Here is a 21,131-nt window from a genome sequence, read left to right on the forward strand (position 1 = left end):
GCTGGACAGAAATATTGAAATACTGCTGCTTTCAGCTTAACGCACCTAATGATCTTCGCCAGATTGATTCAATCCAGAGTAACTAAGCTCTTCATCCCTAAGTGTGAGCACTTCAAAACCGCTGGATGTGACCGCAACCGTATGCTCCCACTGAGCAGACAATTTCTTGTCGCTGGTTACCACCGTCCAACCATCTCGTTTGGTTTTAATTTTGGCTTTGCCCTGATTAATCATGGGCTCGATGGTAAACACCATTCCTTCTTGTAAAACCAAGCCTCTGCCTTTCTTTCCGTAATGCAGTACCTGGGGCTCTTCATGCATTTCCCGGCCTATTCCATGGCCGCAATACTCCCGCACAACAGAGTAACCATGCTTTTCAGCATGTTGCTGGATGGCATAACCCACATCCCCCAACGTGGCACCGGGTTTGACCGCGTATATTCCTTGCCATAGGGCCTCGTAGGTTTTATCCACCAGCCGCTTTGCATAGGGCGTGACATCGCCGATCAGGTACATCTTGCTGGAGTCAGCAATAAAGCCGTCTTTTTCCAGGGTAATATCGACATTAACAATATCGCCTGATTTAAGCGTTCGCGTTTCAGATGGAACCCCGTGACACACCACGTGATTAACTGATGCATTCAACACGTACTGGTAATCGTATTGCCCCTTACTGGCCGGGCGTGCCTGCAAGTCATCAACGATATAGCGCTCGGCCCAATTATTGATATCCATAGTGGATACGCCGGGCACTATTCGCTTATCGAGATAACTGAAAACCAAGGCGAGTAATCGCCCGGCCTCACGCATCACGCTCAGTTCCTCTTCACTTTTCAGGATAACGTTAGGCACTGGCAACCTTCCTGACATCCACGTCGGCTTGCTTCATTTGCTCACGCATAATGTCAGAGAAGGTCATGCCTGGATTGGCCTCGGCAAGCATACCCACCTTGATCCAGTACTCTGCCTGGGCATTGATTGAGCGCACCATGACAGTGCTTGCCTTGCGAATATCCTCGTGCAGTTGGTCATTGATCTTAACGATACCCATCACACCACCTAATATATGGAATGCATATAAACCGCATACGAATCATATACCGCCAAAAATGGAGCGACAAGCTTACCTGTCACTAGCGCAGGGCACCCCACCTATGCAGAGCCTTGGCTAGCCGAGTTCGAAAAAACCGAGGTCTGAAAAACCGGGGTCTGAAAAACACTAACGAAAACGAGCATTTGGCCGTACAGCAAACCAACTGGCCAACACCAAACTACCGAATAGCGTGTAAACCACCACAAACACCCACTCCGGCAGAGTGAAATAGAGCAGGCTATGCAGCCAGTGCTGAATAAACGAGCCTGAATAGGTGGCGGCGCCCGCCTCTGCCCTTAGCGCCATTTCCCAGATGGTTAACGGGCACACCGCGCCTAACCAAGCTTGAATAACCACATAGCCAATGGCGCATAGGTGCACGATACGAAAAACCCGATTACGCACCCACTGCCAGTTCAGGAAATAGCCTGCGTACACTGCGAATAAGCCGAGTACCACAAAGGCCACAAACAGCACGTGGAGAATGAGAATAACGTCGGCAAGGAGGAGTAATAGCGTGGAAGGCATAGCAGAGCGCACCTACTGTCGAAGCTTGGTAGGGCTATGACAGCAAAATAACCACTCCGATTCTTTCGCGTTATCCCTCTTCGACTCCATCGCGGCAAACGACGACTTGGTTCCTTCCCCCACGCTTGCCAACATAAAGCATCTCATCCGCTCGTTTAATCAAAGACTCCAGATCGGTCTCATCTGAATTTGTGGCCACCACACCAACAGTGACGCTTGGGCGGAGCTTGCCCATCACCTCTGCTAACGAAAGCTCAGCCACCTTCTTTTTCAAACGCTCTGCGACCAGCTGCGCATCGCTTGGGCTGGTGTCTGGCAGCGCGACGACAAACTCTTCACCACCGAAACGTCCGATCACATCCGTTGGGCGCAGAGATTCTGCGCAGACTTCGGCAATCTTGGTCAGCACCCAATCCCCATGGCTATGCCCCCAGGTGTCGTTAATTTGCTTGAAGTGATCCACATCGATCATAAACAGGCTGAACGGTTCCTTGTGGGTTTGCGAGCGCTGCAGCAGGTCTTTAGCCAGTTTTATGAAGTGGCCGCGATTATTCAGGCTGGTCAGCGCATCGCGCTCAGCGGCCACCCTCAATTGCTCCTCCAGTGACTTTCGATGTGCGATTTCTTTGTATAATTGGTGGTTATGCTCACGCTCTTCATGAAGCATTGCATACTGCTTGCGCTGCAGGCTTTCCAGGCGCAGCAGGGAAAAAAAACCTACAACGTTGCCCATAATCAGCAAAAGTGCGACCAGCAGTGTCGCTATCGGGGCAAGCCCAGCGAACAGCACCGCAGCCACTAAAAAGCCAATATTTAAATAGAGGCTGGCAGCTGTCACTACTACTAACAGATTGGGAATAAGAAGATAAAACGCCATGGTAGCGACCACCACCGCGGTGATTTGAGTGGGGAGGCTGTCGGGTCGTAGGGGGACAATCAATATAATGCCCGTGGCAAATACCCAGAGTGGCAAAGCGTGCAACCAAGCTCGGTAATCGTTGCCACCCCAGTGCCGCACCACGAACGCCACCAGTAGGCATACACTCACCACCACTATTCGCATGGCAAGCAGCAGATAGAACTCTCGGGTAAGGCCCAGCAGGTAGTAATCCGAAATCGCGAACATGCCAAAGACACAGGCCGCAACGCTCACGGCAAGGTTGAACTCAAGCCTCACGCTTTCCTGGATACTCCGCCGATACATCAACTCACTGCTAGCGTCGCAAAATTGCCCTGTTAATCCATGCACCTGATACTGTTTTTTCTGTAATGGCACAACCCCACACTCCCGACGTCACGAAGCCGTTTTTGTTATTTTATCAACAACGCAATACCACTCACCTCAACATTCTGCCGGGGTAACCGTGCGATAAATGGCCGTCGTCTCTTCCAACCCTTGCTGTAATGCCCGGATGCGGGATTCATGAGCGGGGTGGGTAGAAAGAAACTCTGGAGGCTGGTCGCCGCCAACAGCCGCCATGTTGCGCCACAGGGCCACGCTTTGCTGCGGGTCAAATCCCGCACGGGCCATAATCTCAAGGCCCATCAAATCTGCCTCCTCTTCGTGGGTGCGGCTGAAAGGCAGGCTAATACCCAACTGGGCTCCGATACCCAAGGCCTGCATTAACTGCTGGTTGCCAAACTCCTCTTCCCCTAATAACCCCACCACCAAGAACACGGCTTTAATACCCAGCTGCTGGGTAAGCCGCTCATTGCCATGATCCGCCAGCACATGGCCAACCTCGTGCCCAATCACCGCCGCTAGCTGGGCGGGGGTTTCAGCCACCCGCAGCAGGCCGCTATGCACACCAATGCGCCCACCCGGCAGCGCAAACGCATTGGGGGAAGCATCCTCAAACACCACCACTTCCCAGCGCTCGGGGAAAGCGAGCCCTGGGTAGCTTGCCTCAGCGCCAGCCACCACTTTCTCAGCCACACACTGCACCAGTTGATTCGCCTGCGCATCAAGGTTAATCGGCTGGCTATCGCGTAACTGGTTAAAGGCGTCTTCCCCCATATCTGCCATTAACGAGTTCGGCACTAACGCCAATTGGGAGCGCCCGGTGGGCGTTTCCCCACAGCCAGTCAGAGAGGCCAGCAGCCCCAAGAGGAAAAGAGGTAACAGAGATCGCCGATGCATCGGATGGTATCGCCTGGATTAAGAAACGTGCAGTAGAGTGTAAGGCGCTTCGCAGGCGTGACGCTCGTCGCGTTCATCAACGCTTCCCAACCCAAGGTGGCGATCGTTATCGTAGGCGACGAACAGGCGGTCATGATCCAGCACGGCGAGCCCTTCGGCTTTGTGTTCAAACTCCAGCGGCAAGCCTGCAGGCGTGGTCACCAGCGTTGGCTCGCGCCCTTCCCGAAAACCGCCCAAGCTCACTTCCCACAGATACCCGCCAATGCGCTCTTCACCGGCTTCTTCTACTTCAAAGCTGTTCAGCAAGTACAGACGGCCATGGTAGGGGTCGTACTCCAGGCTCGATAGGCCACAGTCGTAACGCACCGCTGAGTGGCTACAAGGGTCGAAGGCAAAGTGCTCACGCATTTCGTCGATAAACACCAGGTTGCCACTTTCGCTGATCTTGTAATGCGCGCCGACGATCCTGCTGACATAGCTGAAATCAGCATGGGACTGCCCCTGCTCACGAATGCCAAACAGCAGCAGTCCATCGCCGCGCTCACCAGGAATGGCGGCCAGTCCTTCGATTTTGTAGTACGGGAAACCAATCGCTTGATCCAGCTTGGTGCGAAGCTCTAGCGATCCTTCCACGCCATCCCGAGGGTCGGGGTCGACCACTTGCACCTGTTCTGGGTGACCCAGCGGCCAAATCAATAGGTGGTTGTAATCGTTCAGGTCATGGCTTTCGTTGTCGATACGGTCGAAGCCGGTAGTAGCCAGCACGTGGCGGCCATCCGCCGTAAGGGAGAGATCTTCGTACTTAACCGCCTGTTTAATTAGCGGCGTGGTGAAGTACTCCAACTGGCTGTCATCCGGGCCTTGTTCAGTCATCGGCATGGCAAACATTGCCGAATGCTCTTCCCCCGGCACCGGTTTATCGCTGGCCAAAATGAGCCGCTGGCCGTCGAAAAGCACGGCAGATACTTCGGCATTTACCAGCTTGCCGCACTCATCGCGCAGCCCAGCGGGAAAACAGTGGATAGTGCCTTGCTGCAGAATGGTCGCGTGCGTCATGGTGGTCGATCCTCCCGACTGCTGAAAGTAAAGAGCAGCTTACTAGAGCTTTAGGGAAGGCGTCGAACATATGCAGAACCATTTATTCGGTCGTCATCTGTTGGCGCAGCGATAGATATCGCCAACAATCTCTCCGTTGCGGGGAGATACATCTAGATTGCTCGCTGCGAGATGGGGTTCGTTAAGGTGTGCAAATCGTTAAGGCGTTTGCGCTTCGTCGCGCATCACTCTGAGCGAGGTGATTTCAATGTTGAGCGCATCACGCGTCTCTTCTAACTCATTTACCTGTTCATCAACAGCGGCAAGCTGGTTATTAGCCTCTTCAATCTCTGCGTTTAACGCTTCCAGGTCTGCTTCAACTTGCCTGCGTGCATCTTCTGCTTCCTGCAGAGACTGTTGAGCGGCATTGCGGGCAGCTTCGGCCTCTTGTTTGTCTTTTTCTACCTCGGCGTATGTCTTATTCAGCTCCTCCAGGGTGCTCTCCCGGTCTTCTATTTGTTCGTTGAGGGTGCTCACTTCTTCTTCGCGGGTTTCACGCTCGCCACGTAAAGCGGTCAAATCTTCTTTAGCATTTGCAATGTCGGCTCGCGTTGAGGCAAGTGCGGCTTCCGCTTCGGCTTGCTCCACTTCCAGGTTGCTCCTCTGTTGCTGCAGTGTCGCCAAGTCCAGCTCCGCGGCTTCTACCTCAGACATCTGCGCCTGAATCTGCTGATGCTCACGCTCGGTTTCTGCCAGCTGCGCTTCAAATGCTTCTATACTGTCTTGCCGTGACCCTGCAATGGTGTGCGCCACAACGGCCCAGACCACGGCAATAACGGCGATAATCAAGATCACCTTTACGCGGTTATCACTCAGCAATGCTGTCATTGATGGTTTATTAGTCCCTGTCATTGGTGCAACCCTCTCGCTTCATTGATATCGCTAATTTAGTAGATAACGCATTAACTTCAGCGGACTGTAGTCTGACCTGTTGTTAATATGGAGGAAAGTTTTTAATTCAAGTAGGAGTGGTTCATTCATAAAAAATTGGCGTTACAACACGTTTGTTTTACATAACCTTTCTGGCCAAGCCATGAACACCCTCCTTTGGGAGACTAATATGTTTAGAAAGCAAAAACCCGGCCATTTTGGCCGGGTTTACACCGCGATTAGACAATAACCTATTACTAAAATAAACGCCTATTCAAAACTCCTCCCACTCCAGCTCTGCTACTTTGGCGCTGGGAGATCTGCCACTTGCAGGCCTAGCCTGCTTTATAGAAGGAACTGCCTTGGGTGCAGAATTAGCGATTGGCAGAGCAACACGATTCTCGCCATCAGCCAATTTGAAGGTCGCCACAGCCGATTCAAGATGGGCTGCTTGCTCTTCGAGTGAAGCGGCTGCTGTAGCCGCTTCTTGTACCAGGGCTGCGTTCTGCTGCGTCACCTCATCCATCTGCGAGACGGCTTGATTGACCTGTTCGATACCATCACTTTGCTCCGAAGAGGCAGCGGAGATTTCATCCATAATATCGGCAACACGCTTCACGGAAGCCATTATCTCTTCCATTGTTCGGCCAGCCCCTTCCACAAGGTTAGAGCCCTGCTTCACCTGTCCCGCCGATGTTTCAATTAATGTTCTAATCTCCTTAGACGCATCGGCACTGCGACTTGCCAAATTGCGCACTTCAGTCGCCACGACGGCAAAACCTCGCCCTTGCTCGCCCGCACGGGCAGCCTCAACAGACGCATTAAGTGCCAGAATATTGGTTTGAAAGGCAATTGAGTCGATGACACCAATGATGTCGCTAATCTTTTTAGAACTCTCCGCGATGCCATGCATTGTCGCAACCACTTGACCGACGGCTTCACCACCGCGCGCTGCCGTTGTAGACGCATCACTCGCTAGGGTGCTGCCCTGGCGCGCATTGTCTGAGTTTTGCTTCACGGTTGCAGTGAGCTGTTCCATGCTGGCAGCCGTCTCTTGTAGTGAAGCGGCCTGCTGCTCTGTACGCGAGGAAAGATCGGCGTTGCCGCCGGAAATTTCTCTCGCACCGATATGGATGGAACCGCTGCTATCTCGCACGGATGAGACGGTTTGTGAAAGCCCTGCCTGCATATATCGCATAGCCGCGAACAGTTGGCCAATTTCGTTTCGCCCCCGCTCTGCGATTTTATGCGATAAGTCACCTTGGGCAATGCGCTCAAAATGATGCACGGCTTCCGCGATGGGACGAATAACAATCCGCATCATGCCCATTCGAACGAAGACGACACAAAGGAAAACCAGAAGCAATGCAGCCACTCCTAAATAACCCGATGTTGTCATGATGGAATGGTAATCGGCCATGAGAGTTTGGCCACGTGTGCTGGCATAGTCGGAGAAGTCTTCATTAGCCTGGATATAGGCTAGATTAAGCTGGTCACCTTCACGCTTGGCCGCGCGAAATGCACTTTCATTATTACGCAATAATGCCTCATATTGTGGTTGTAAACCGCGGGCCACAAGTTGAGTAAAAGCCGCTTCTACCGCATCTGCAAAAGGTTTTCCTTGCTCAGACTTCGGTATCGCTGCAAATGCTTCTAAACGCTGCTGGGCTCTCTGCAGCATTTGGCCTGCTTTTTCGAGATAGGCTTCTGCCAGCGCCTGCTCCCCTTCATTCAATGCGTCGAGATGATTAAGAAAAAACAGCTGAGTGTCAGCGATATTGACTTGCGCACGGTTAAGCGCACCCAGTTGCTCAACGTTAATACGGTTAAGTTCATCTATCGAACTCGCCCCCAGGGTGCTGGATTTGTAGCCCAATGCCGCGACAAGAAGGATCAGGGCTGTAAACAAGCCTAGAACAGCCGTTAAGCTTGCCTTTACGGTTAGGTTTTTCAATAGGTTATGCATTTTCTACTCTTACTATAGAGGATCAATCGGTACCGAATGAACCCAGCCATGAGGGAGGTTTTACTCCATAACAAGCAAGCAAAGAACGTGTTATAGGTAAGTGCTATAAATTATCGGCAGCAGTATTCCGATATTTAGGTGTCACAAAAATTAATTTTAATTTTTAATATATGTTAATTTATTAATATAATTTTCAGTTGGTACCGAGGGTTTCGGTTTTAAACTAATCAATTACTTAACGAGCTAGTGGTGCGCTAAGCCAGGATAACAAGCAATAGACCATTAAACTAAAGTATTAATATAAATAACAACAAAGACAAATCTTGCAAAGAAAAACCAAAGCAATTACTTTGCCGAAATTTATCTTCGAAGCTGTCTTTAGTGTGTTGAGTGACCATCAGGCATCCAAGTTTAGCTGCCAATAACCAACGTCGTGCCATTGATCGAACTTAAACCCTACCTTTTCAAAATGGGCCACTTTTTTCATGCCCATTTTTTCATGCAACGCAACGCTTGCAGGGTTGGGAAGCGTGATACCGCCGATCACCGCATGAATGCCGTTCTCTTTGAGCTTGGAAAAAATAGCGTCATACAGTTTTGCTCCCAAGCCCCTGCCTCGCACCTGGTTGGAAAGGTAGACGCTGACCTCGACTGAAAAGCGATAGGCGCTTCTTTCCTTCCATTTAGTCGCATAGGCGTAGCCCACCACCGCATCATCTTCCACTGCCACCAACCAAGGTAAACCGAGCCCCTGAACACTCTCAACCCTGGTCTGGATGACTGAACCAGACACGGGCTTTTCTTCAAATGAAATAGCGGTATTTTCAATGTAGAAATTATAAATGTGCGCTATTGAGTCCGAATCGCCCTCTACGGCATCTCTGATCATGGTTTATTCCGTTTATATTCTGACAGTTTCAGTTTATCGAGCAGCAAAATTCACTCTCCGATTTAGTGGTCAGCTAGAGTGCCTTTGTTGCCAGAAACTCGCCTTTGCCAACGGGTACGGTGCAGGTGGTGAAATTGGTGTCTGCCGATACCTGCGCTATAAAATCAGCCATTTCCTCGGCGTGGGAAGTGGCGTTATCCACCACAAGCAGTCCGCCCTTGCGAAGCACCCGCTGGATATTCGGCCACCACTGCGCGTAATCAGGGCGTTCTGAGTCTAAAAAAAGCAGATCGAAACAGGCATCGTCCAGGCTCTCTAGCAGAGTACCCGCCTCCTCACGATGCTGGGTGATGACATCAGCAACGCCTGCGCGCTCAAAATTTCTCGCGGCCATCTCAAGCTTTAATTCGCAAAGTTCAACCGTGACAACATGCCCGCCAATTCTCTGTGTCGCCTGAGCCAGCCATAAGGTGGAGTACCCATTTGAAGTGCCAATTTCCAGCACTCGTTGCGCGTTGGTTGCTTGAACAAGCACGGAGAGAAACTCCCCCGTATCACGGGTGATATTCAACATTCGTCGCGGGCGCTCAGAAATGGCAGCATCGTTTTGCTGACCAAAGTGCTCAAGTTCCGTTAGCAGCTTTTGAAAGGTTTCATTCACGTTTGTCTCCTGATAGGAACAGCGTTGCCGTCATCAAGTTACTGGCCTCTGCTTAAGCGGGCCGCTTAGCCAGCAGCGCCCAAATACCCGCCGAAGAGAGTAACGTTCCGCCAACGAGGTTAAAGCGACGCTGGGCACGGCGCGAGGTAAGCATTTTGCGTACCGACGACGCGAATACGGCGTAAAGGGTGGCATTGAGCGTTGCCAACGCCACGAAGGTGGTCGCTAGAACCCACAGCTGCTGCCCGGCATCAGCATTCGGGTTAACGAATTGCGGTAAGAAGGCGACGAAGAAGATAATGCCCTTCGGGTTAAGCGCAGTAACGAGATAGGTGTTGGTAAACAGCTTCCAGCGCGAACCTGATACCGCCGGTGTTACTGGCTGCACAGACAATATACCGGCACGCAGCAGCTTTATGCCCATATAGAGCAGGTATAAACCACCGATCCATTTGATCACGGTGAACCAAAAGGCCGAGGTGGCTAACACCGCCCCCAGACCCAGTAGTGAAAAGAGCAGCGCCGTTGAATCCCCCAACGCCACCGCAGCGACAAGCGGAATATTAGCGCGCCTGCCTTGAGCGATAGAGTAGCTGACCACAGTCAAAATCGTTGGCCCCGGGATGGCGAGCAGAGCCACTGAGGCAAGAGCAAAGGCAAACCAGATTTCAATCGACATGGAAAGCTACCTCGCAGGTTGTTAATGCTAAGTTAGCATAAGCTCAACGAAGGTTGGAATGCTCTGTGAGGCTTTATTGCGTCATTTTAAAACGCTTAGTTGTCTGCCATGTTAACTGACGTTGCCGCTCCCAGAGAGTGATACTATAGTGACACTATTGGTCTGACTCAGAGTAAACCCCATGAAAGTTGAGCTTGTTACGAACCTAAAGCGCCAAGCAACAAAAATTTTGGCAGACCTCCATTTGTCGAAGGAGCCGGTACTCATCACAGAGCATGGTCAGCCATCTGCTTATCTTATTGATGTGCAGGATTATGAATTCATGCAGCGCCGACTTGAACTACTTGAAGGGCTCTCACGAGGAGAGCGTGCTGTGCTTGAGGGAAGAATATACAGCCAAAGTGAGGCCAGGGAGAAAATGAGTAAATGGCTGAAGTAATCTGGACTGAGCCAGCCCTTCAGGAGTTGGATGCTCTAGCTGAATACATTGCGCTTGATAAGCCTGCAGCCGCGAGAGTTTTAGTCAAAAAGATTTTCGATAAAACCGATCGTTTGGAAGATTTTCCCCAATCCGGACGGACTCCCCCAGAGCTCCCTAATTCGGTATACAGGGAAGTAGTAATCCCGCCGTGTCGCATTTTTTATCGTCAAGACGAGACTCGGATTCTGATCCTCTATGTCATGCGAGAGGAGCGGCAGCTCCGTTCGTACATGCTTGAGAGCAGCGAATAGAGCGCACATAGCCTCTGGGAAGATTAGTCGGTAAATCATCGATTGGAAACGTCGCAATCTTGCGGTGCTCGTGACTCACTACTGGGTTAAATTCCCCAATCAAGCGACAACTATAAGTGGCAATAAACACATGTTTATCCGGTATCACCTCAAACAGGTAAGTATCGATTAGGTTGACTGCCTCAACATCGATACCAAGCTCTTCTTTGAATTCCCTAGCCAAGCAAGCGGTAGAACTCTCGTCAATCTCAATACGCCCACCGGGCAGTTCCCACTCATTACGATCATTGAGCGCCAGCACCACCTCATAAGATGGCAAGACCAAAACACCTTTGATTGATACTGGAAACATAGTGCTCCCTCTCAGCAGTTAGATCTGCTTTATCTCGTATTTAAGTTAATTAAATATGATTATACGTGATGGTTAAACCCGCTCTTCGTGGACACTGTGGGCTTTGGTGGGGCTGTTATCAGCCAATAGAGGCTACCAACACTTTACGGGCTAGCTTTTAAAAGCTCAGAAAATGACGGAGGTAGGAGTTCATCGATATAGCTGTCATTGAACTCGACTAACCGCGCCAACGCCTCGGGATCGGGCAACTTCACGTGCTGGCGATCTCGGAATACCAGTCCCTCCTCACGCAGCATCGAGAAGGTTCGGCTCACGTGTACCGGGCTCATCCCCAGCGCGTCGCTAATCAACTCTTGAGTAAGCGGCATGAGGAAGCTGTTGTTCTCAACGGCCTTGATCCGTTTGAGCCGCAGATAGATTTCGTAAAGAAAGTGTGCCAACTGCTCGTGGGCTGAATACTTGCCGAGGTAAATTAGCCGCTCGGAGAGTTGCGCCTGTTGGCGCATCGCTGTGGCCATGATGCCGACGGCCAGGTTCGAACGCCCGAAGAGTTCAAAAATCTGCTGATATGAGAATGGATAGATCACACCTTCATTAATCATCGCCGCACTTGCCAGCCGACGTGTGAAGCCAAAATCGCGAATGCCGATGATATCGCCAGGAAGGTAGAACTTGAGGATCTGCTTCGAACCATTTTTCAAGTTGCGATATGAATGTGCCCAGCCCTCTTTGACCACACAGAACAAATCAGCATTCTCGCTCTCCTGCCATAACACCTCGTTAGCTGACATATATCTAGGGCTGAGCTCAAGGCCCAGTAATAGCGCTTTGTCTTCTGGAGACAGCGCGCCTTGGGTACTAAGGCCCCGCATCACTACTGTATCGATGAGAGACACTCTGTTACCTCTTAGGCAAATGATTTATTAACCTTATTCTAAAGCACTTGCCTACATTACCAACTTAACATAGGTTATGAATTATGCCTATTATCAAACGGTTGCGTGATTTTTACAGGGAGGATCCGGCTCCCGTATGCCCCCCATCAACGTCGTTGACGCAACACTTCAAGCAGCACCATCAGTCAGCCCCCCGCGACTGGCGCAAGACCTTCGGCGACAATGCCTGACTATCCTGATAAGCGCCCCTGGCAAAAAGTCATTCTGCTATAGAAGTAAGCGGTTTTCCGCGCTATTGATAACACAGGCACAATAAGACCGTCGGAATCGACGTTGCGTATCATTTTATCAAAGCAAAGGAGTTGCAAATGAAGCACCGAGAAAAATTGGGGCAAGTTGGGCGCAAAAGCTTTTCCCTGCTGGCTCGGCTCGGCCGCTATGAACTAGCGATGCTGCTATGCGTTGCGGTACTTTCCGGCGGGATTTGGGGGTTCGTCGCGCTGGCCGAAGAAGTCACCGAGGGGGACACCCATAGCATCGATGAGAGCTTGCTGCTCGCCCTTCGCAACCCGGTAGATCTTAGCGACCCGATCGGGCCGGGCTGGGTTGAGGAAATGGCCCGGGATTTTACGGCACTAGGTGGCGTCGGCGTGCTAGTACTCATCACCTTGGGCGCCCTGGGCTACCTGTTACTCGCCAGACGCTATCGCGCGGCTCTCTTTGCCTCAATCGCGGTGCCCGGCGGCATGCTACTCAGCACCGTGATGAAGCTGGGCTTTGATCGCCCTCGCCCGGATCTCGTGCCCCATGAAGCCATGGTCTACACCGCGAGCTTTCCCAGCGGCCACTCAATGATGTCTGCCGTGACCTACCTCACCCTGGCCGCGCTACTCATTCGCGTACAGCCCGCGCTGAGGCTGAAGGCTTACCTTCTGATACTGGCGATATTGTTGACCTTGCTAGTGGGCATAAGCCGCGTCTATCTCGGTGTCCACTGGCCGACCGATGTACTTGCCGGCTGGACGGCTGGGGCGAGCTGGGCAGCGCTGTGCTGGATCGTGATGCGCTGGATGCAACGGCGCGGACAGGTAGAAACGGAAGCTAGCAGCTCGGGCAGGATAAACAGCAGCCGTTAGAGCGATCAAACCGCCCTATCATTTAAATAAAAGAACGCTCAGGAAAACTGGGTGGGGAGGAAGATAAACCGCTCAACCACGCTCTCGTACATCAAGGGCTCGACCTCAAGCGAACAAGCAGGCATGGTGAGCATTATTATCCACCATCAGCGGATCAACAGGAGGTAACGCCAATGCCGAACTCTCTTACTCAAAACCTATTCAGAATGGGGCTACTATCGCTCTTGGCGTTGTCCCCCAATGCATTCAGCCAACAACAACCGGGGGCAACCTCTGGTAATGATGTCACTACCGAATCGTTCCAGGACTGGGAAGTTCGTTGCCAGCGTGGTGCCGAGGGCCCGAGCCCTTGTGCGATGTCGCAATTGATCACTCAACCTGACAGCGACCAGCCCTTGATGCAGGTAATACTCGACTACCCACCCCAGATCGATGACCCGGTGATGAGCTTCTTCGTACCGTTGGGGGTACGTCTCGCCCCGGGGTTGCAATTCAGTGTGGATAACGGTGAGCCAATCCAGTTCCCCTATCAGGTCTGCCAGGAGCAAGGGTGCCGTGCTGACGTGCCCATTGAGTCGTCGCTGTTGCAGCAACTCCGCAGTGGCAATACGGCAACCCTCAGCATGATTAGTCCACGCGGTGACCGCATGGACCTAGAAATTTCGCTGATCGGCTTTACCGACGCCAGCGCCCGCATCGCTCCCTGATCTCACTCCCCCGAACAAGACGCCCCCGGAATTCCGGGGGCGTTGATGTTGCTAGGTTCTCAGTTTACAGAGAGTGTCAGTAGCACTCATTAAGAACCGCTTCCGGGAAGTAGCGGCGCAACATCCGGTTCTGGAAGTCGTCCACGAAACGGCTATTGATAATGATGATGAATCGCTCGAAGGGTGTCTCGCTGTCGAGCTGTTCGATCCCGTCGACACTGTGGAATAGCCGGTCATCGCGCAGATGAAGGATATCACCCGGACTCAGGGTGATATCAACCAAGGGTTGCGTGCCAGCCTTGTCGCCGTAGAGGTGGTTTTCACCCCCTGCCACGTTTTCTCGATTGAGGACCAGAATGCTCAAGGCCTTGCAGCCATCGGCATGAATCCCCTGTCCCTGAAGGGGGTCGATGCTGCCTTCTCCGCGAACCCCGGTGATCTGCATCAGGATGGGTTCGCGCGCACCGATACTCCACAGCTTTGCCCAGGCGCGAACGAAGGCCTTCACATCAGGGCGCGCCATGAATTCCCGAGTCAGCGGATCATAGTACCGCAGGCGATCCGCCATGCTTTCCGCGTCATTGAAGGCCCCTCCCTGGGCCATGGGGCATTGGCCCATATCCTCGACATCTCCCTGATCATTCAGGGCGAGCCATGACATCCGCTTCCATCGCTGGTTCACATAAGGGTCGCGCGGCAGGTCAGCGGTAAACCCCTGCCAGGCAGTCAGATCGATTCGTTTCCGAATATCGGTTTTCGCCCAATCCTGATGCCTCAGCGCCTCGATCACTCCCGGATGCCAATAATCGGCGAGTGAATCGGCAGGCATGAAGGTGAGATCAAAACCGTGCTTGAGGGTATCGAGTTTCATGTTGGTATTCTCCTGTTAACTGGGCGGAATTGCCCTGTGTTGCCGGTGTAAGAACGCGGTCAACAGGAGAGAAATGAAAAGATTTGCAAAGATATGTCAAAAAAATGTACTAAGAAAGAGTAATTTTTTTGAAAACAGGATCAGACCGCTGATGACGTATATGTCTAGGTTACCTCCTTGACATAGGTGTAGGATAATCACAATAAAGTGACTATTGTTGCCATTATGATGGCTCTTGACAGTGTTTTTTCTTTAAGTGGATCCCATGACTGCCAGCGATTCCCGACATCACAGAGATCCGGAACGCCTGAAGAAGAACCGCAGGGAGTTTTCCGGTGCGCTCGTGTTGAAGGTGTCAAAGATACCTCCAACGGATGGCATTGATTCGCATGATGTCGGCAGGGAAGAAGTCGAGTTAGTACGCCGCCAGTATCTGGAGAGTGAGCAGCGATTCCGCACCCTGCTGGAGAGTCTGCCGAAGGTGGCGGTTCAGGGGTATGATCGCGATCGGCGAGTGATTTACTGGAATGAGGGTAGCACTCGCCTCTATGGCTATACCGCTGAGGAAGCCCTGGGACAGTTACTGGAAGATCTGATCATTCCTGCCTTAATGCGTGACGAGGTGATCCAGGCACATGATGCCTGGATCAAAGAAGGGGTCGATATACCCGCCGATGAACTCGAGCTCAAGCATAAAACCGGTGAACTGGTATCGGTCTTTTCGCAGCACCTGATGCTCAATGAGCATACCGACTCACCCTTGATGTTTTGCGTGGATGTTGATCTTTCCGACCAGAAGCGCGCCCACCGTGACCTGGAATTCGCCACCCATTTCGACAGGCTCACCCACCTACCTAACCGCCAGACCTTCGAGGTCGAGCTGGACGGTCTGTTGGATTCCTGTCGACGCCAGGGCAATGGCCTGGCAACCATCTATGTGGACATCGATCACTTCGTCGAGATCAATGATGCTCTTGGCTATGATCAGGGTGATCGCCTACTCGTTGAGCTGACTCGGCGACTGAGAGAGCGCCAGCGAGTTACCGACCTGGTGTCTCGTGTCTCTAGCGATGAATTCGTGCTGGCCTTTCCCGGCGTCCACTTGGACTCCGATGTCAGACGGGTCGTTCGTCATGTCCAGAATGTCTTTCGGGAACCTTTTGTCCTGGATGGTCGGGAGCGTCAGGTCACGGCCTGCCTAGGCGTGGCGCTTTTTCCCGAGAATGGTGAATCGTCACGCGAATTGATCCGTAATGCCGATGTTGCCAAGAATCGTGCCAAACTGGATGGTCGGGGTGCTGTTCGCTTCTTCCAACAGAAGCTCCATGATGAGCTGGTTCGCCAGCACTATCTCTCGGCGCGACTCGAGGAAGCCCTGGATAACGGTGAATTCGCCCTCCACTACCAGCCCCAGGTCTCCGCGGCCAGTGGGCGAATAGAGAATCTCGAGGCCTTAATACGCTGGGAGCCTGCCGAGGGCCCGACGATCTCGCCTGGCGAGTTTATCCCGCTGGTCGAGCGTTCCGGTTTGATCCATCGTCTGGGCGACTGGGTCATCGAAGAGGCTTGCCGCCAGCAGGTGGAATGGCGTGCCAAGGGGTTTCATCAGCACCGCATCGACATCAATGTATCGGGTCGCCAACTGGTGCGTCCCGATGCCCTCAAAGGCTTCGAGGACTCGCTGCAGCGTCACGGCTTAGCTCCGCGGGATATCGGCATCGAATTGACCGAGAATGTCCTGATCGAAGCCGACGAGACCGTCCTCGAGGACCTGCGGCGCCTCTATCATCGCGGTATTCATATTGCTATCGACGACTTCGGAACCGGTTATTCCTCCCTGAGCTACCTCAAGCACTTTCCAGCCACTGCCCTAAAGATCGATCGCTCCTTCATCAACGACGCTCTCACACAGCCAAAGGATAGGGCCATCATGGAGGGTGCCATCTTCATCGGTCATCGGTTGGGATTGGAGGTGGTGGCCGAGGGCGTCGAAAACGCCGAACAGTTGTCATTGCTGCGCGAAATGCATTGCGACCTCATCCAGGGGTTCTTCTTCTACCGTCCGATGCCGGCCAAGGAAATCGACCGCCTGCTGGGCGGTTTCGTGCCTAGTCACGAAGGGCCATCGAGCTGAGCCTCGTCGTGATTTGACGTACCCCCCCCCAGGTTTGCCATGACCTGGAGACTTTGTGAATGACCTCGATGCTCATTGATCGCTGGGACTGACTCTTTGGCCCTAGCTGGATCGCCTTTATCGGCCAGAGGCTATCCTTTGGCACATCTTATATACCGCTCGCCATAAACAGCCGAGTGACGGTGAAATGAGGCTCGGCGACAGCAGGCAGCGTATTAAATAGCCTCGTTAAGCATTAAACCGTATTTGATAGCCCTGCTTGCTCGCGCTAAAGCCTGCGGACTCGTATAACCTATGGGTTGCAGGTTCTTTGGAGCCAGTCATGAGCGCCGCTTTATAGCAACCAGCTTGCTGTGCGAAGTCTGTTGCATACTCAAGGATAGCCTTGCCTATACCCTGATTCCGGTGACTCTTGGAAACAATTACGTTTTCTATGATCGCATATGGGCGACCAGACCAACTCAGATTTGCGCAAATATTTATGGTGCAAGTGCCGACCATACTCCCAGTGGAAAAAGCACCGACTACACATCCACCGGTTTCCAGTATAGCTTTGTGAATGGTGCGCATGTCGTCATAGGACGGCCTAGGTGAACGAGGTCGATCATACTCATCGATCAGGTTTAGAACGCCTTCAATTTCTTTCTGCTCAACCTGTCGAATCTCCATAGTGGATCTCTGTATGATTAGCATTTGAGTTAGGGTCGAGCTTAAACTCATCCCAGCGAACGGAACGAGTGATTTAAAACACTTGTTAGGCGATGTAAGTTTACAACCTCCTAATTTATTTTAATGGCGGAGGAATGTATTCAAGTATTTCGTCACCTGCATCATCAAAAGTTCCAGTTGAACGCCATCCTACATGTCGATAGAAACCATATGAACGAGCTCTCGGATCGGATGAGCAACCGAGGAAAAGCCTCTTGAAGCCGAGTACTTTGAAATCTTCAGTCATGAGATTTAGTAGGATCTTGCCGATACCTTTGTTTTCGTATTCTGGTAACAATGCAAGAACAACAATTTCTCCAGTTTCTCTATCGCCAAAGCAATAACCGACAATCCTTCCTTCACTAACACCGACGTAGCCAGGTAAGGAACCATCACTAATGCCTGTTTGCCAGCTATCCAGAGTTATGCCGAGCTCTTCCAATTGCTCGACAGAGAAAGCATTCTCTCTTGTCTTACCTCTCAACGCGATGCACTCGGGCGTGTCTTCAGGTGCTGCTACTCTGTATGTGATTTTCATTGCGAACCATGTGTAATGGTTGGTTATAGGCCTAACGAGGCTGAAGGAAAACCCGATTTCGAGCCGTCTCCATCGCCGGTCATCTTTATTTATTTACCCAGCCAGCGACGTCACCCCAATACCGCCGACCATCAGTGATTTCACGAAGGCGGCATTGAGATAAACACAGCTTACAAGTCTATAACGTTACTCGATATATTGGCTCGTGGTGATTACCGTTCCATAGGCGAATGCCAAGGCTGCCATTATCGAGGCGTGAACCTGATGCGCAGGTATTTTCACGTCATCGAACTCAAGATCCATAGTGGCACAAGCATCGTGTATGGTCATCGTCTTATAGCCTAAGTCCGACGCTGCACGGCTTGTTGCATCAATACACATATGGCTCATGGCGCCAATGACCACGACTTCATCAATACCCTGCTTATCCAGCAGCTCTTTCAGACCAGTCTCAAGAAACGAGTTGGGGAAATGCTTCACTAGCACTGTTTCCGATTCAAGGGGAGCGACCATAGGATGGATAGCCACCTCCTGCGAACCGGGGGTAAAGAAAGGGGCTTCTGAATCAGTAGACTCATGTTGCAGATAGACGACAAAATCTTTTGTCGATCGAGCATGCTCAATGACCTTGGCTGCATTCTTCGCTGCTTTTTCAATTCCTATCAGCGGCAACTTTCCACCGGGGAAATATTCATTCTGGATATCGACAACAATAATGGCGAGATTACTCATAGTGTTAATCCTCTTTCAATAGCGTTTACCCAGCGTTTTGGTGACATTACCCTCTGAACGAGCGCTCAGTCGGCACGCTGGCATAATGACATGGGCCACCATAAGGATGGAGGCCCCTTGAGAATCAGAAGGAGACTAGTTCGCCGTCGGCGGGAATCAAGACGTGCTCCTGGAGACCCTCCTCCTGCACGTAGTCAGCCAATTCGTCACGGCTTAGCGTCATATGGTTCACGGCATCCATATGTACCGCGATAATGGTGGCTCTGGGGGCTGCCTGATGAGTACGCAGCGTGTCTTCCTTGCCCATAATAATGGGGTCACCTTCGAAGCCAGTCACTTCTGCGGCACCAGTATTCAGCACAATCACCTCAGGGTTGAAGTGCGCCAGTACCTGCTCAACTTCGTCGCGCCATACGCTATCGCCGACTAAATAGGTGGTTTTCTGTCCTGGTGCTTCAAAGACCACACCCATGACCTCGCCGAGCGATTGCGCCAGTTCAGGAACAGCATAGAGGGTGTCGGAGCCATGCTGACCACCCGTCTTGTGAAGCTGCACTCCGCCGAACTCGGTACCATCTACAAGAACGCGCACATCGCTGAAACCTTGAGAGCGAATCAGCTCAGCATCCTCTATATTCTGGGCGAACAGAGGAATCCCCTTCGGTAATAGCACCTGGGCGGCGTCATCCCAGTGGTCAAGGTGGGTATGGGTAACAATGACGGCGTCTATGCCGTCGATCACATCCTCTGCTGGCATTGGCAGCCCGACCAGTGGGTTACGCAACTCGCTGCGGTAGGTGTTCTCGAAACCTGGATAGGCGCCCTGTTCAGCCAGCATAGGGTCAATCAAGAAAGTGGTATCCCCGTAGGTGATTTTCACCGTGGCGTTACGAATCTGCTGTACCTGCTGGATTGTCTCCTGAGCACCTGACGCTGCGAATGCGCTACCGGCAATGAAAACCGAGGCTAACAGAAGTGAACTGGCTAAAGTCTTAGTGAGCATCTAATGACGTCCTCCAATACGTTATTGGGTTGATGCCATGCAGTTTAGAGAGAGGCGACCGACATAAACATTGGCCTGACAGACAATGATCGAAACTTTTGGGCCAGCATGGTACCGTTTAAGTGAATAAAACCTTAGGAGCAAAGCCTTGCCCTTACCTCGTGTCGGATTGATTCTTCATCCACGTATCACCCCTTTCCATTTTTCGGTGCCCTATACGGTGTTCGGGATGGAGTTGCCAGATCAACCGCTGTTCGATCTTTCCATCGTGGCACCAGAGGGAACGTCACTAGAGAGTGAGGGGGTAATGACGCTAAGGACGGATGGCGGTTTAGCGCTCTTGGACAACGTGGATATCGCCGTGGTACCCGGCTGGCATGACCTGGATGAATCGCCAGCACCTGAGCTGGCCGAGGCGCTCGTTCGCTGCCATGAACGGGGTGCTTACGTGGTGGGACTCTGTTTCGGCACATATGCGCTGGCCTACGCTGGCTTACTGGATGGCAGGCGGGCCTCAACCCACTGGGTAGCTGAGCAGGACTTCAGTGAGCGCTTCCCAAGCGTCAAACTCGACACCAATGCGCTTTATGTGGAGGAGGAGCGTCTTGTGACCTCCGCTGGCACGGCTGCTGGCCTGGACTGCTGCTTGTTCTTGGTGCGCAAATATTACGGCGCGCAGATTGCCAACAAGATTGCCCGTATCATGGTGGTTCCGCCGCATCGCGAAGGCGGGCAGGCGCAGTTTATTGAGCAACCCGTTGCCGTCTCTACCCAGGATGCCCACATCAATCGCTTATTAGACTATTTGAGAGAAAACCTAGCCGCTTCGCATAGTATTGATGATTTAGCGGCTCGAACCGCCATGAGCCGACGTACCTTTACACGTCACTTTCAAAAAGCGACCGGCATGACGGTGGTGGAGTGGCTCGTGAACGAGCGGTTACGACATGGGCGCGAGCTATTGGAAACCACTTCTTTATCGGTAGAAGCAATTGCAGAGAGAGTAGGTTTTCACACAGCAACGTCTTTCCGACAACATTTTAGGCAGCGCAATCAAGTGAGCCCCCGCGACTGGCGTAAGACCTTCGGCGACAATGCCTGACGTATATCGGAGCCCTACCCTGCCATTGGCTGCGTTTATGGCTTCACCGGTTCAACCGGTTGAAGTCACCTGCAAGATTCATCGCGTTTTGAATCAGCGCATGGCTTAGGCAAAAAGGAATGCAACCATATTGATGACATTCCCCTTTTCTGATGGCCTTGAAAGGCTGGTTTCGGCCGAGGCTGTGTGAAAACGTAGCTGTCGCTATACTTATCCCATGACTAAGTGTGGGAGGTACCGATGAAACGGTTCGTCGCAGGTGAATCCCGATCCCAAGCTACCTTGTTTCCTGAGCTTCT

General features: G+C 52.1%; 24 protein-coding genes. 6 read left to right on the forward strand and 18 right to left on the reverse strand.

The genetic code is table 11. The features are described from left to right. Positions 1-45: 45 nt before the first annotated feature. The 11 genes from map to QT231_RS17195 form a co-directional block, all read right to left on the reverse strand. Positions 46-852, reverse strand: a complete 807-nt coding sequence (gene map / locus QT231_RS17145) for a type I methionyl aminopeptidase (RefSeq protein WP_308338053.1) — start codon at positions 850-852, stop codon at positions 46-48. Next, positions 845-1,051, reverse strand: a complete 207-nt coding sequence (locus QT231_RS17150) for a ParD-like family protein (protein ID WP_308338054.1) — start codon at positions 1,049-1,051, stop codon at positions 845-847. Before QT231_RS17150 ends, map begins: the two co-directional genes overlap by 8 nt. A gap of 168 nt (positions 1,052-1,219) precedes the next feature. After that, complete coding sequence (locus QT231_RS17155; protein WP_308338055.1) at positions 1,220-1,621, reverse strand: DUF2784 domain-containing protein; 402 nt, start codon at positions 1,619-1,621, stop codon at positions 1,220-1,222. A 70-nt stretch (positions 1,622-1,691) separates the two neighbouring features. Continuing rightward, on the reverse strand, positions 1,692-2,897 hold the full coding sequence (locus tag QT231_RS17160) for a GGDEF domain-containing protein (protein ID WP_308338056.1): 1,206 nt from the start codon (positions 2,895-2,897) through the stop codon (positions 1,692-1,694). Between the two features lie 66 nt (positions 2,898-2,963). Next, positions 2,964-3,761: a M48 family metallopeptidase gene (locus QT231_RS17165; RefSeq protein WP_308338057.1), complete on the reverse strand. Its 798-nt coding sequence runs from the start codon at positions 3,759-3,761 to the stop codon at positions 2,964-2,966. 18 nt (positions 3,762-3,779) lie between these two features. Beyond that, positions 3,780-4,817 (reverse strand): hypothetical protein, encoded by a 1,038-nt coding sequence (locus QT231_RS17170; RefSeq protein ID WP_308338058.1) that lies wholly within the window; start codon positions 4,815-4,817, stop codon positions 3,780-3,782. Positions 4,818-5,015: 198 nt separating this feature from the next. Beyond that, positions 5,016-5,684 carry a hypothetical protein gene (locus QT231_RS17175; RefSeq protein ID WP_308338059.1) on the reverse strand — a complete coding sequence of 223 codons (669 nt, stop codon included), beginning with the start codon at positions 5,682-5,684 and terminating at the stop codon, positions 5,016-5,018. A gap of 316 nt (positions 5,685-6,000) precedes the next feature. Next, positions 6,001-7,692, reverse strand: a complete 1,692-nt coding sequence (locus tag QT231_RS17180) for a methyl-accepting chemotaxis protein (protein WP_308338060.1) — start codon at positions 7,690-7,692, stop codon at positions 6,001-6,003. Between the two features lie 397 nt (positions 7,693-8,089). Then, on the reverse strand, positions 8,090-8,581 hold the full coding sequence (locus QT231_RS17185; RefSeq protein WP_308338061.1) for an arsinothricin resistance N-acetyltransferase ArsN1 family B: 492 nt from the start codon (positions 8,579-8,581) through the stop codon (positions 8,090-8,092). A gap of 73 nt (positions 8,582-8,654) precedes the next feature. Next, positions 8,655-9,242 carry an O-methyltransferase gene (locus tag QT231_RS17190; RefSeq protein ID WP_308338062.1) on the reverse strand — a complete coding sequence of 196 codons (588 nt, stop codon included), beginning with the start codon at positions 9,240-9,242 and terminating at the stop codon, positions 8,655-8,657. A gap of 52 nt (positions 9,243-9,294) precedes the next feature. Further along, positions 9,295-9,921 (reverse strand): LysE family translocator, encoded by a 627-nt coding sequence (locus QT231_RS17195; protein ID WP_308338063.1) that lies wholly within the window; start codon positions 9,919-9,921, stop codon positions 9,295-9,297. Between the two features lie 181 nt (positions 9,922-10,102). Between QT231_RS17195 and QT231_RS17200 the strand changes: the two genes are divergently transcribed. Together QT231_RS17200 and QT231_RS17205 are read left to right on the forward strand one after the other, a co-directional pair. Continuing rightward, the gene (locus QT231_RS17200; protein WP_308338064.1) at positions 10,103-10,360 is read left to right on the forward strand and encodes a type II toxin-antitoxin system Phd/YefM family antitoxin; all 258 of its coding nucleotides are present in this window, start codon (positions 10,103-10,105) and stop codon (positions 10,358-10,360) included. Further along, a complete protein-coding gene (locus QT231_RS17205) occupies positions 10,348-10,653 on the forward strand; it encodes a type II toxin-antitoxin system RelE/ParE family toxin (protein WP_308338065.1) in 306 nt (101 codons plus the stop codon). Before QT231_RS17200 ends, QT231_RS17205 begins: the two co-directional genes overlap by 13 nt. On the opposite strand, the gene QT231_RS17210 is transcribed toward QT231_RS17205, so the two are convergent. Both QT231_RS17210 and QT231_RS17215 read right to left on the reverse strand, forming a co-directional pair. Then, entirely contained in the window at positions 10,601-10,972 is a 372-nt protein-coding gene (locus tag QT231_RS17210) for an NUDIX domain-containing protein (RefSeq protein ID WP_308338066.1), read from the reverse strand. The two genes, QT231_RS17205 and QT231_RS17210, sit on opposite strands and share 53 nt — an antisense overlap. 176 nt (positions 10,973-11,148) lie before the next feature. Further along, positions 11,149-11,901, reverse strand: coding sequence for a Crp/Fnr family transcriptional regulator (locus QT231_RS17215; RefSeq protein ID WP_308338067.1), 753 nt, complete (start codon positions 11,899-11,901; stop codon positions 11,149-11,151). Between the two features lie 368 nt (positions 11,902-12,269). On the opposite strand from QT231_RS17215, the gene QT231_RS17220 reads away from it, so the two are divergent. Together QT231_RS17220 and QT231_RS17225 are read left to right on the forward strand one after the other, a co-directional pair. Continuing rightward, entirely contained in the window at positions 12,270-13,037 is a 768-nt protein-coding gene (locus tag QT231_RS17220) for a phosphatase PAP2 family protein (protein WP_308338068.1), read from the forward strand. 173 nt (positions 13,038-13,210) lie between these two features. Then, positions 13,211-13,744, forward strand: a complete 534-nt coding sequence (locus QT231_RS17225) for an invasion associated locus B family protein (protein WP_308338069.1) — start codon at positions 13,211-13,213, stop codon at positions 13,742-13,744. Between the two features lie 76 nt (positions 13,745-13,820). On the opposite strand, the gene QT231_RS17230 is transcribed toward QT231_RS17225, so the two are convergent. Next, positions 13,821-14,615 carry a 2OG-Fe dioxygenase family protein gene (locus QT231_RS17230; protein WP_308338070.1) on the reverse strand — a complete coding sequence of 265 codons (795 nt, stop codon included), beginning with the start codon at positions 14,613-14,615 and terminating at the stop codon, positions 13,821-13,823. 265 nt (positions 14,616-14,880) lie between these two features. Between QT231_RS17230 and QT231_RS17235 the strand changes: the two genes are divergently transcribed. Continuing rightward, the gene (locus QT231_RS17235; protein ID WP_308338071.1) at positions 14,881-16,749 is read left to right on the forward strand and encodes an EAL domain-containing protein; all 1,869 of its coding nucleotides are present in this window, start codon (positions 14,881-14,883) and stop codon (positions 16,747-16,749) included. A 228-nt stretch (positions 16,750-16,977) separates the two neighbouring features. Here the strand turns inward: QT231_RS17235 and QT231_RS17240 are convergent, their stop codons facing one another. From QT231_RS17240 to QT231_RS17255, 4 genes are all read right to left on the reverse strand, one after another. Further along, positions 16,978-17,418, reverse strand: a complete 441-nt coding sequence (locus QT231_RS17240; RefSeq protein ID WP_165603347.1) for a GNAT family N-acetyltransferase — start codon at positions 17,416-17,418, stop codon at positions 16,978-16,980. A gap of 115 nt (positions 17,419-17,533) precedes the next feature. Continuing rightward, a complete protein-coding gene (locus tag QT231_RS17245) occupies positions 17,534-17,995 on the reverse strand; it encodes a GNAT family N-acetyltransferase (RefSeq protein WP_308338072.1) in 462 nt (153 codons plus the stop codon). Between the two features lie 186 nt (positions 17,996-18,181). Then, a complete protein-coding gene (locus QT231_RS17250) occupies positions 18,182-18,727 on the reverse strand; it encodes a cysteine hydrolase family protein (protein WP_308338073.1) in 546 nt (181 codons plus the stop codon). A 124-nt stretch (positions 18,728-18,851) separates the two neighbouring features. Further along, positions 18,852-19,730 carry an MBL fold metallo-hydrolase gene (locus QT231_RS17255; RefSeq protein ID WP_308338074.1) on the reverse strand — a complete coding sequence of 293 codons (879 nt, stop codon included), beginning with the start codon at positions 19,728-19,730 and terminating at the stop codon, positions 18,852-18,854. A 148-nt stretch (positions 19,731-19,878) separates the two neighbouring features. On the opposite strand from QT231_RS17255, the gene QT231_RS17260 reads away from it, so the two are divergent. Continuing rightward, entirely contained in the window at positions 19,879-20,832 is a 954-nt protein-coding gene (locus QT231_RS17260; RefSeq protein ID WP_308338075.1) for a helix-turn-helix domain-containing protein, read from the forward strand. Positions 20,833-21,131: the final 299 nt, after the last annotated feature.

The sequence above is a fragment of the Halomonas sp. SpR1 genome (assembly GCF_031010175.1).
Lineage (GTDB): Bacteria > Pseudomonadota > Gammaproteobacteria > Pseudomonadales > Halomonadaceae > Vreelandella.

Coding starts and splice junctions, on each gene's coding strand:
- QT231_RS17220 (WP_308338068.1), top strand. CDS start 12,270: ATGAAGCACCGAGAAAAATTGGGGCAAGTTGGGCGCAAAAGCTTTTCC.
- QT231_RS17245 (WP_308338072.1), bottom strand. CDS start 17,995: ATGAAAATCACATACAGAGTAGCAGCACCTGAAGACACGCCCGAGTGC.
- QT231_RS17175 (WP_308338059.1), bottom strand. CDS start 5,684: ATGACAGCATTGCTGAGTGATAACCGCGTAAAGGTGATCTTGATTATC.
- QT231_RS17185 (WP_308338061.1), bottom strand. CDS start 8,581: ATGATCAGAGATGCCGTAGAGGGCGATTCGGACTCAATAGCGCACATT.
- QT231_RS17240 (WP_165603347.1), bottom strand. CDS start 17,418: ATGGAGATTCGACAGGTTGAGCAGAAAGAAATTGAAGGCGTTCTAAAC.
- QT231_RS17155 (WP_308338055.1), bottom strand. CDS start 1,621: ATGCCTTCCACGCTATTACTCCTCCTTGCCGACGTTATTCTCATTCTC.
- QT231_RS17170 (WP_308338058.1), bottom strand. CDS start 4,817: ATGACGCACGCGACCATTCTGCAGCAAGGCACTATCCACTGTTTTCCC.
- QT231_RS17195 (WP_308338063.1), bottom strand. CDS start 9,921: ATGTCGATTGAAATCTGGTTTGCCTTTGCTCTTGCCTCAGTGGCTCTG.
- QT231_RS17150 (WP_308338054.1), bottom strand. CDS start 1,051: ATGGGTATCGTTAAGATCAATGACCAACTGCACGAGGATATTCGCAAG.
- QT231_RS17180 (WP_308338060.1), bottom strand. CDS start 7,692: ATGCATAACCTATTGAAAAACCTAACCGTAAAGGCAAGCTTAACGGCT.
- QT231_RS17235 (WP_308338071.1), top strand. CDS start 14,881: ATGACTGCCAGCGATTCCCGACATCACAGAGATCCGGAACGCCTGAAG.
- QT231_RS17230 (WP_308338070.1), bottom strand. CDS start 14,615: ATGAAACTCGATACCCTCAAGCACGGTTTTGATCTCACCTTCATGCCT.
- QT231_RS17250 (WP_308338073.1), bottom strand. CDS start 18,727: ATGAGTAATCTCGCCATTATTGTTGTCGATATCCAGAATGAATATTTC.
- QT231_RS17255 (WP_308338074.1), bottom strand. CDS start 19,730: ATGCTCACTAAGACTTTAGCCAGTTCACTTCTGTTAGCCTCGGTTTTC.
- QT231_RS17205 (WP_308338065.1), top strand. CDS start 10,348: ATGGCTGAAGTAATCTGGACTGAGCCAGCCCTTCAGGAGTTGGATGCT.
- QT231_RS17200 (WP_308338064.1), top strand. CDS start 10,103: ATGAAAGTTGAGCTTGTTACGAACCTAAAGCGCCAAGCAACAAAAATT.
- QT231_RS17225 (WP_308338069.1), top strand. CDS start 13,211: ATGCCGAACTCTCTTACTCAAAACCTATTCAGAATGGGGCTACTATCG.
- QT231_RS17165 (WP_308338057.1), bottom strand. CDS start 3,761: ATGCATCGGCGATCTCTGTTACCTCTTTTCCTCTTGGGGCTGCTGGCC.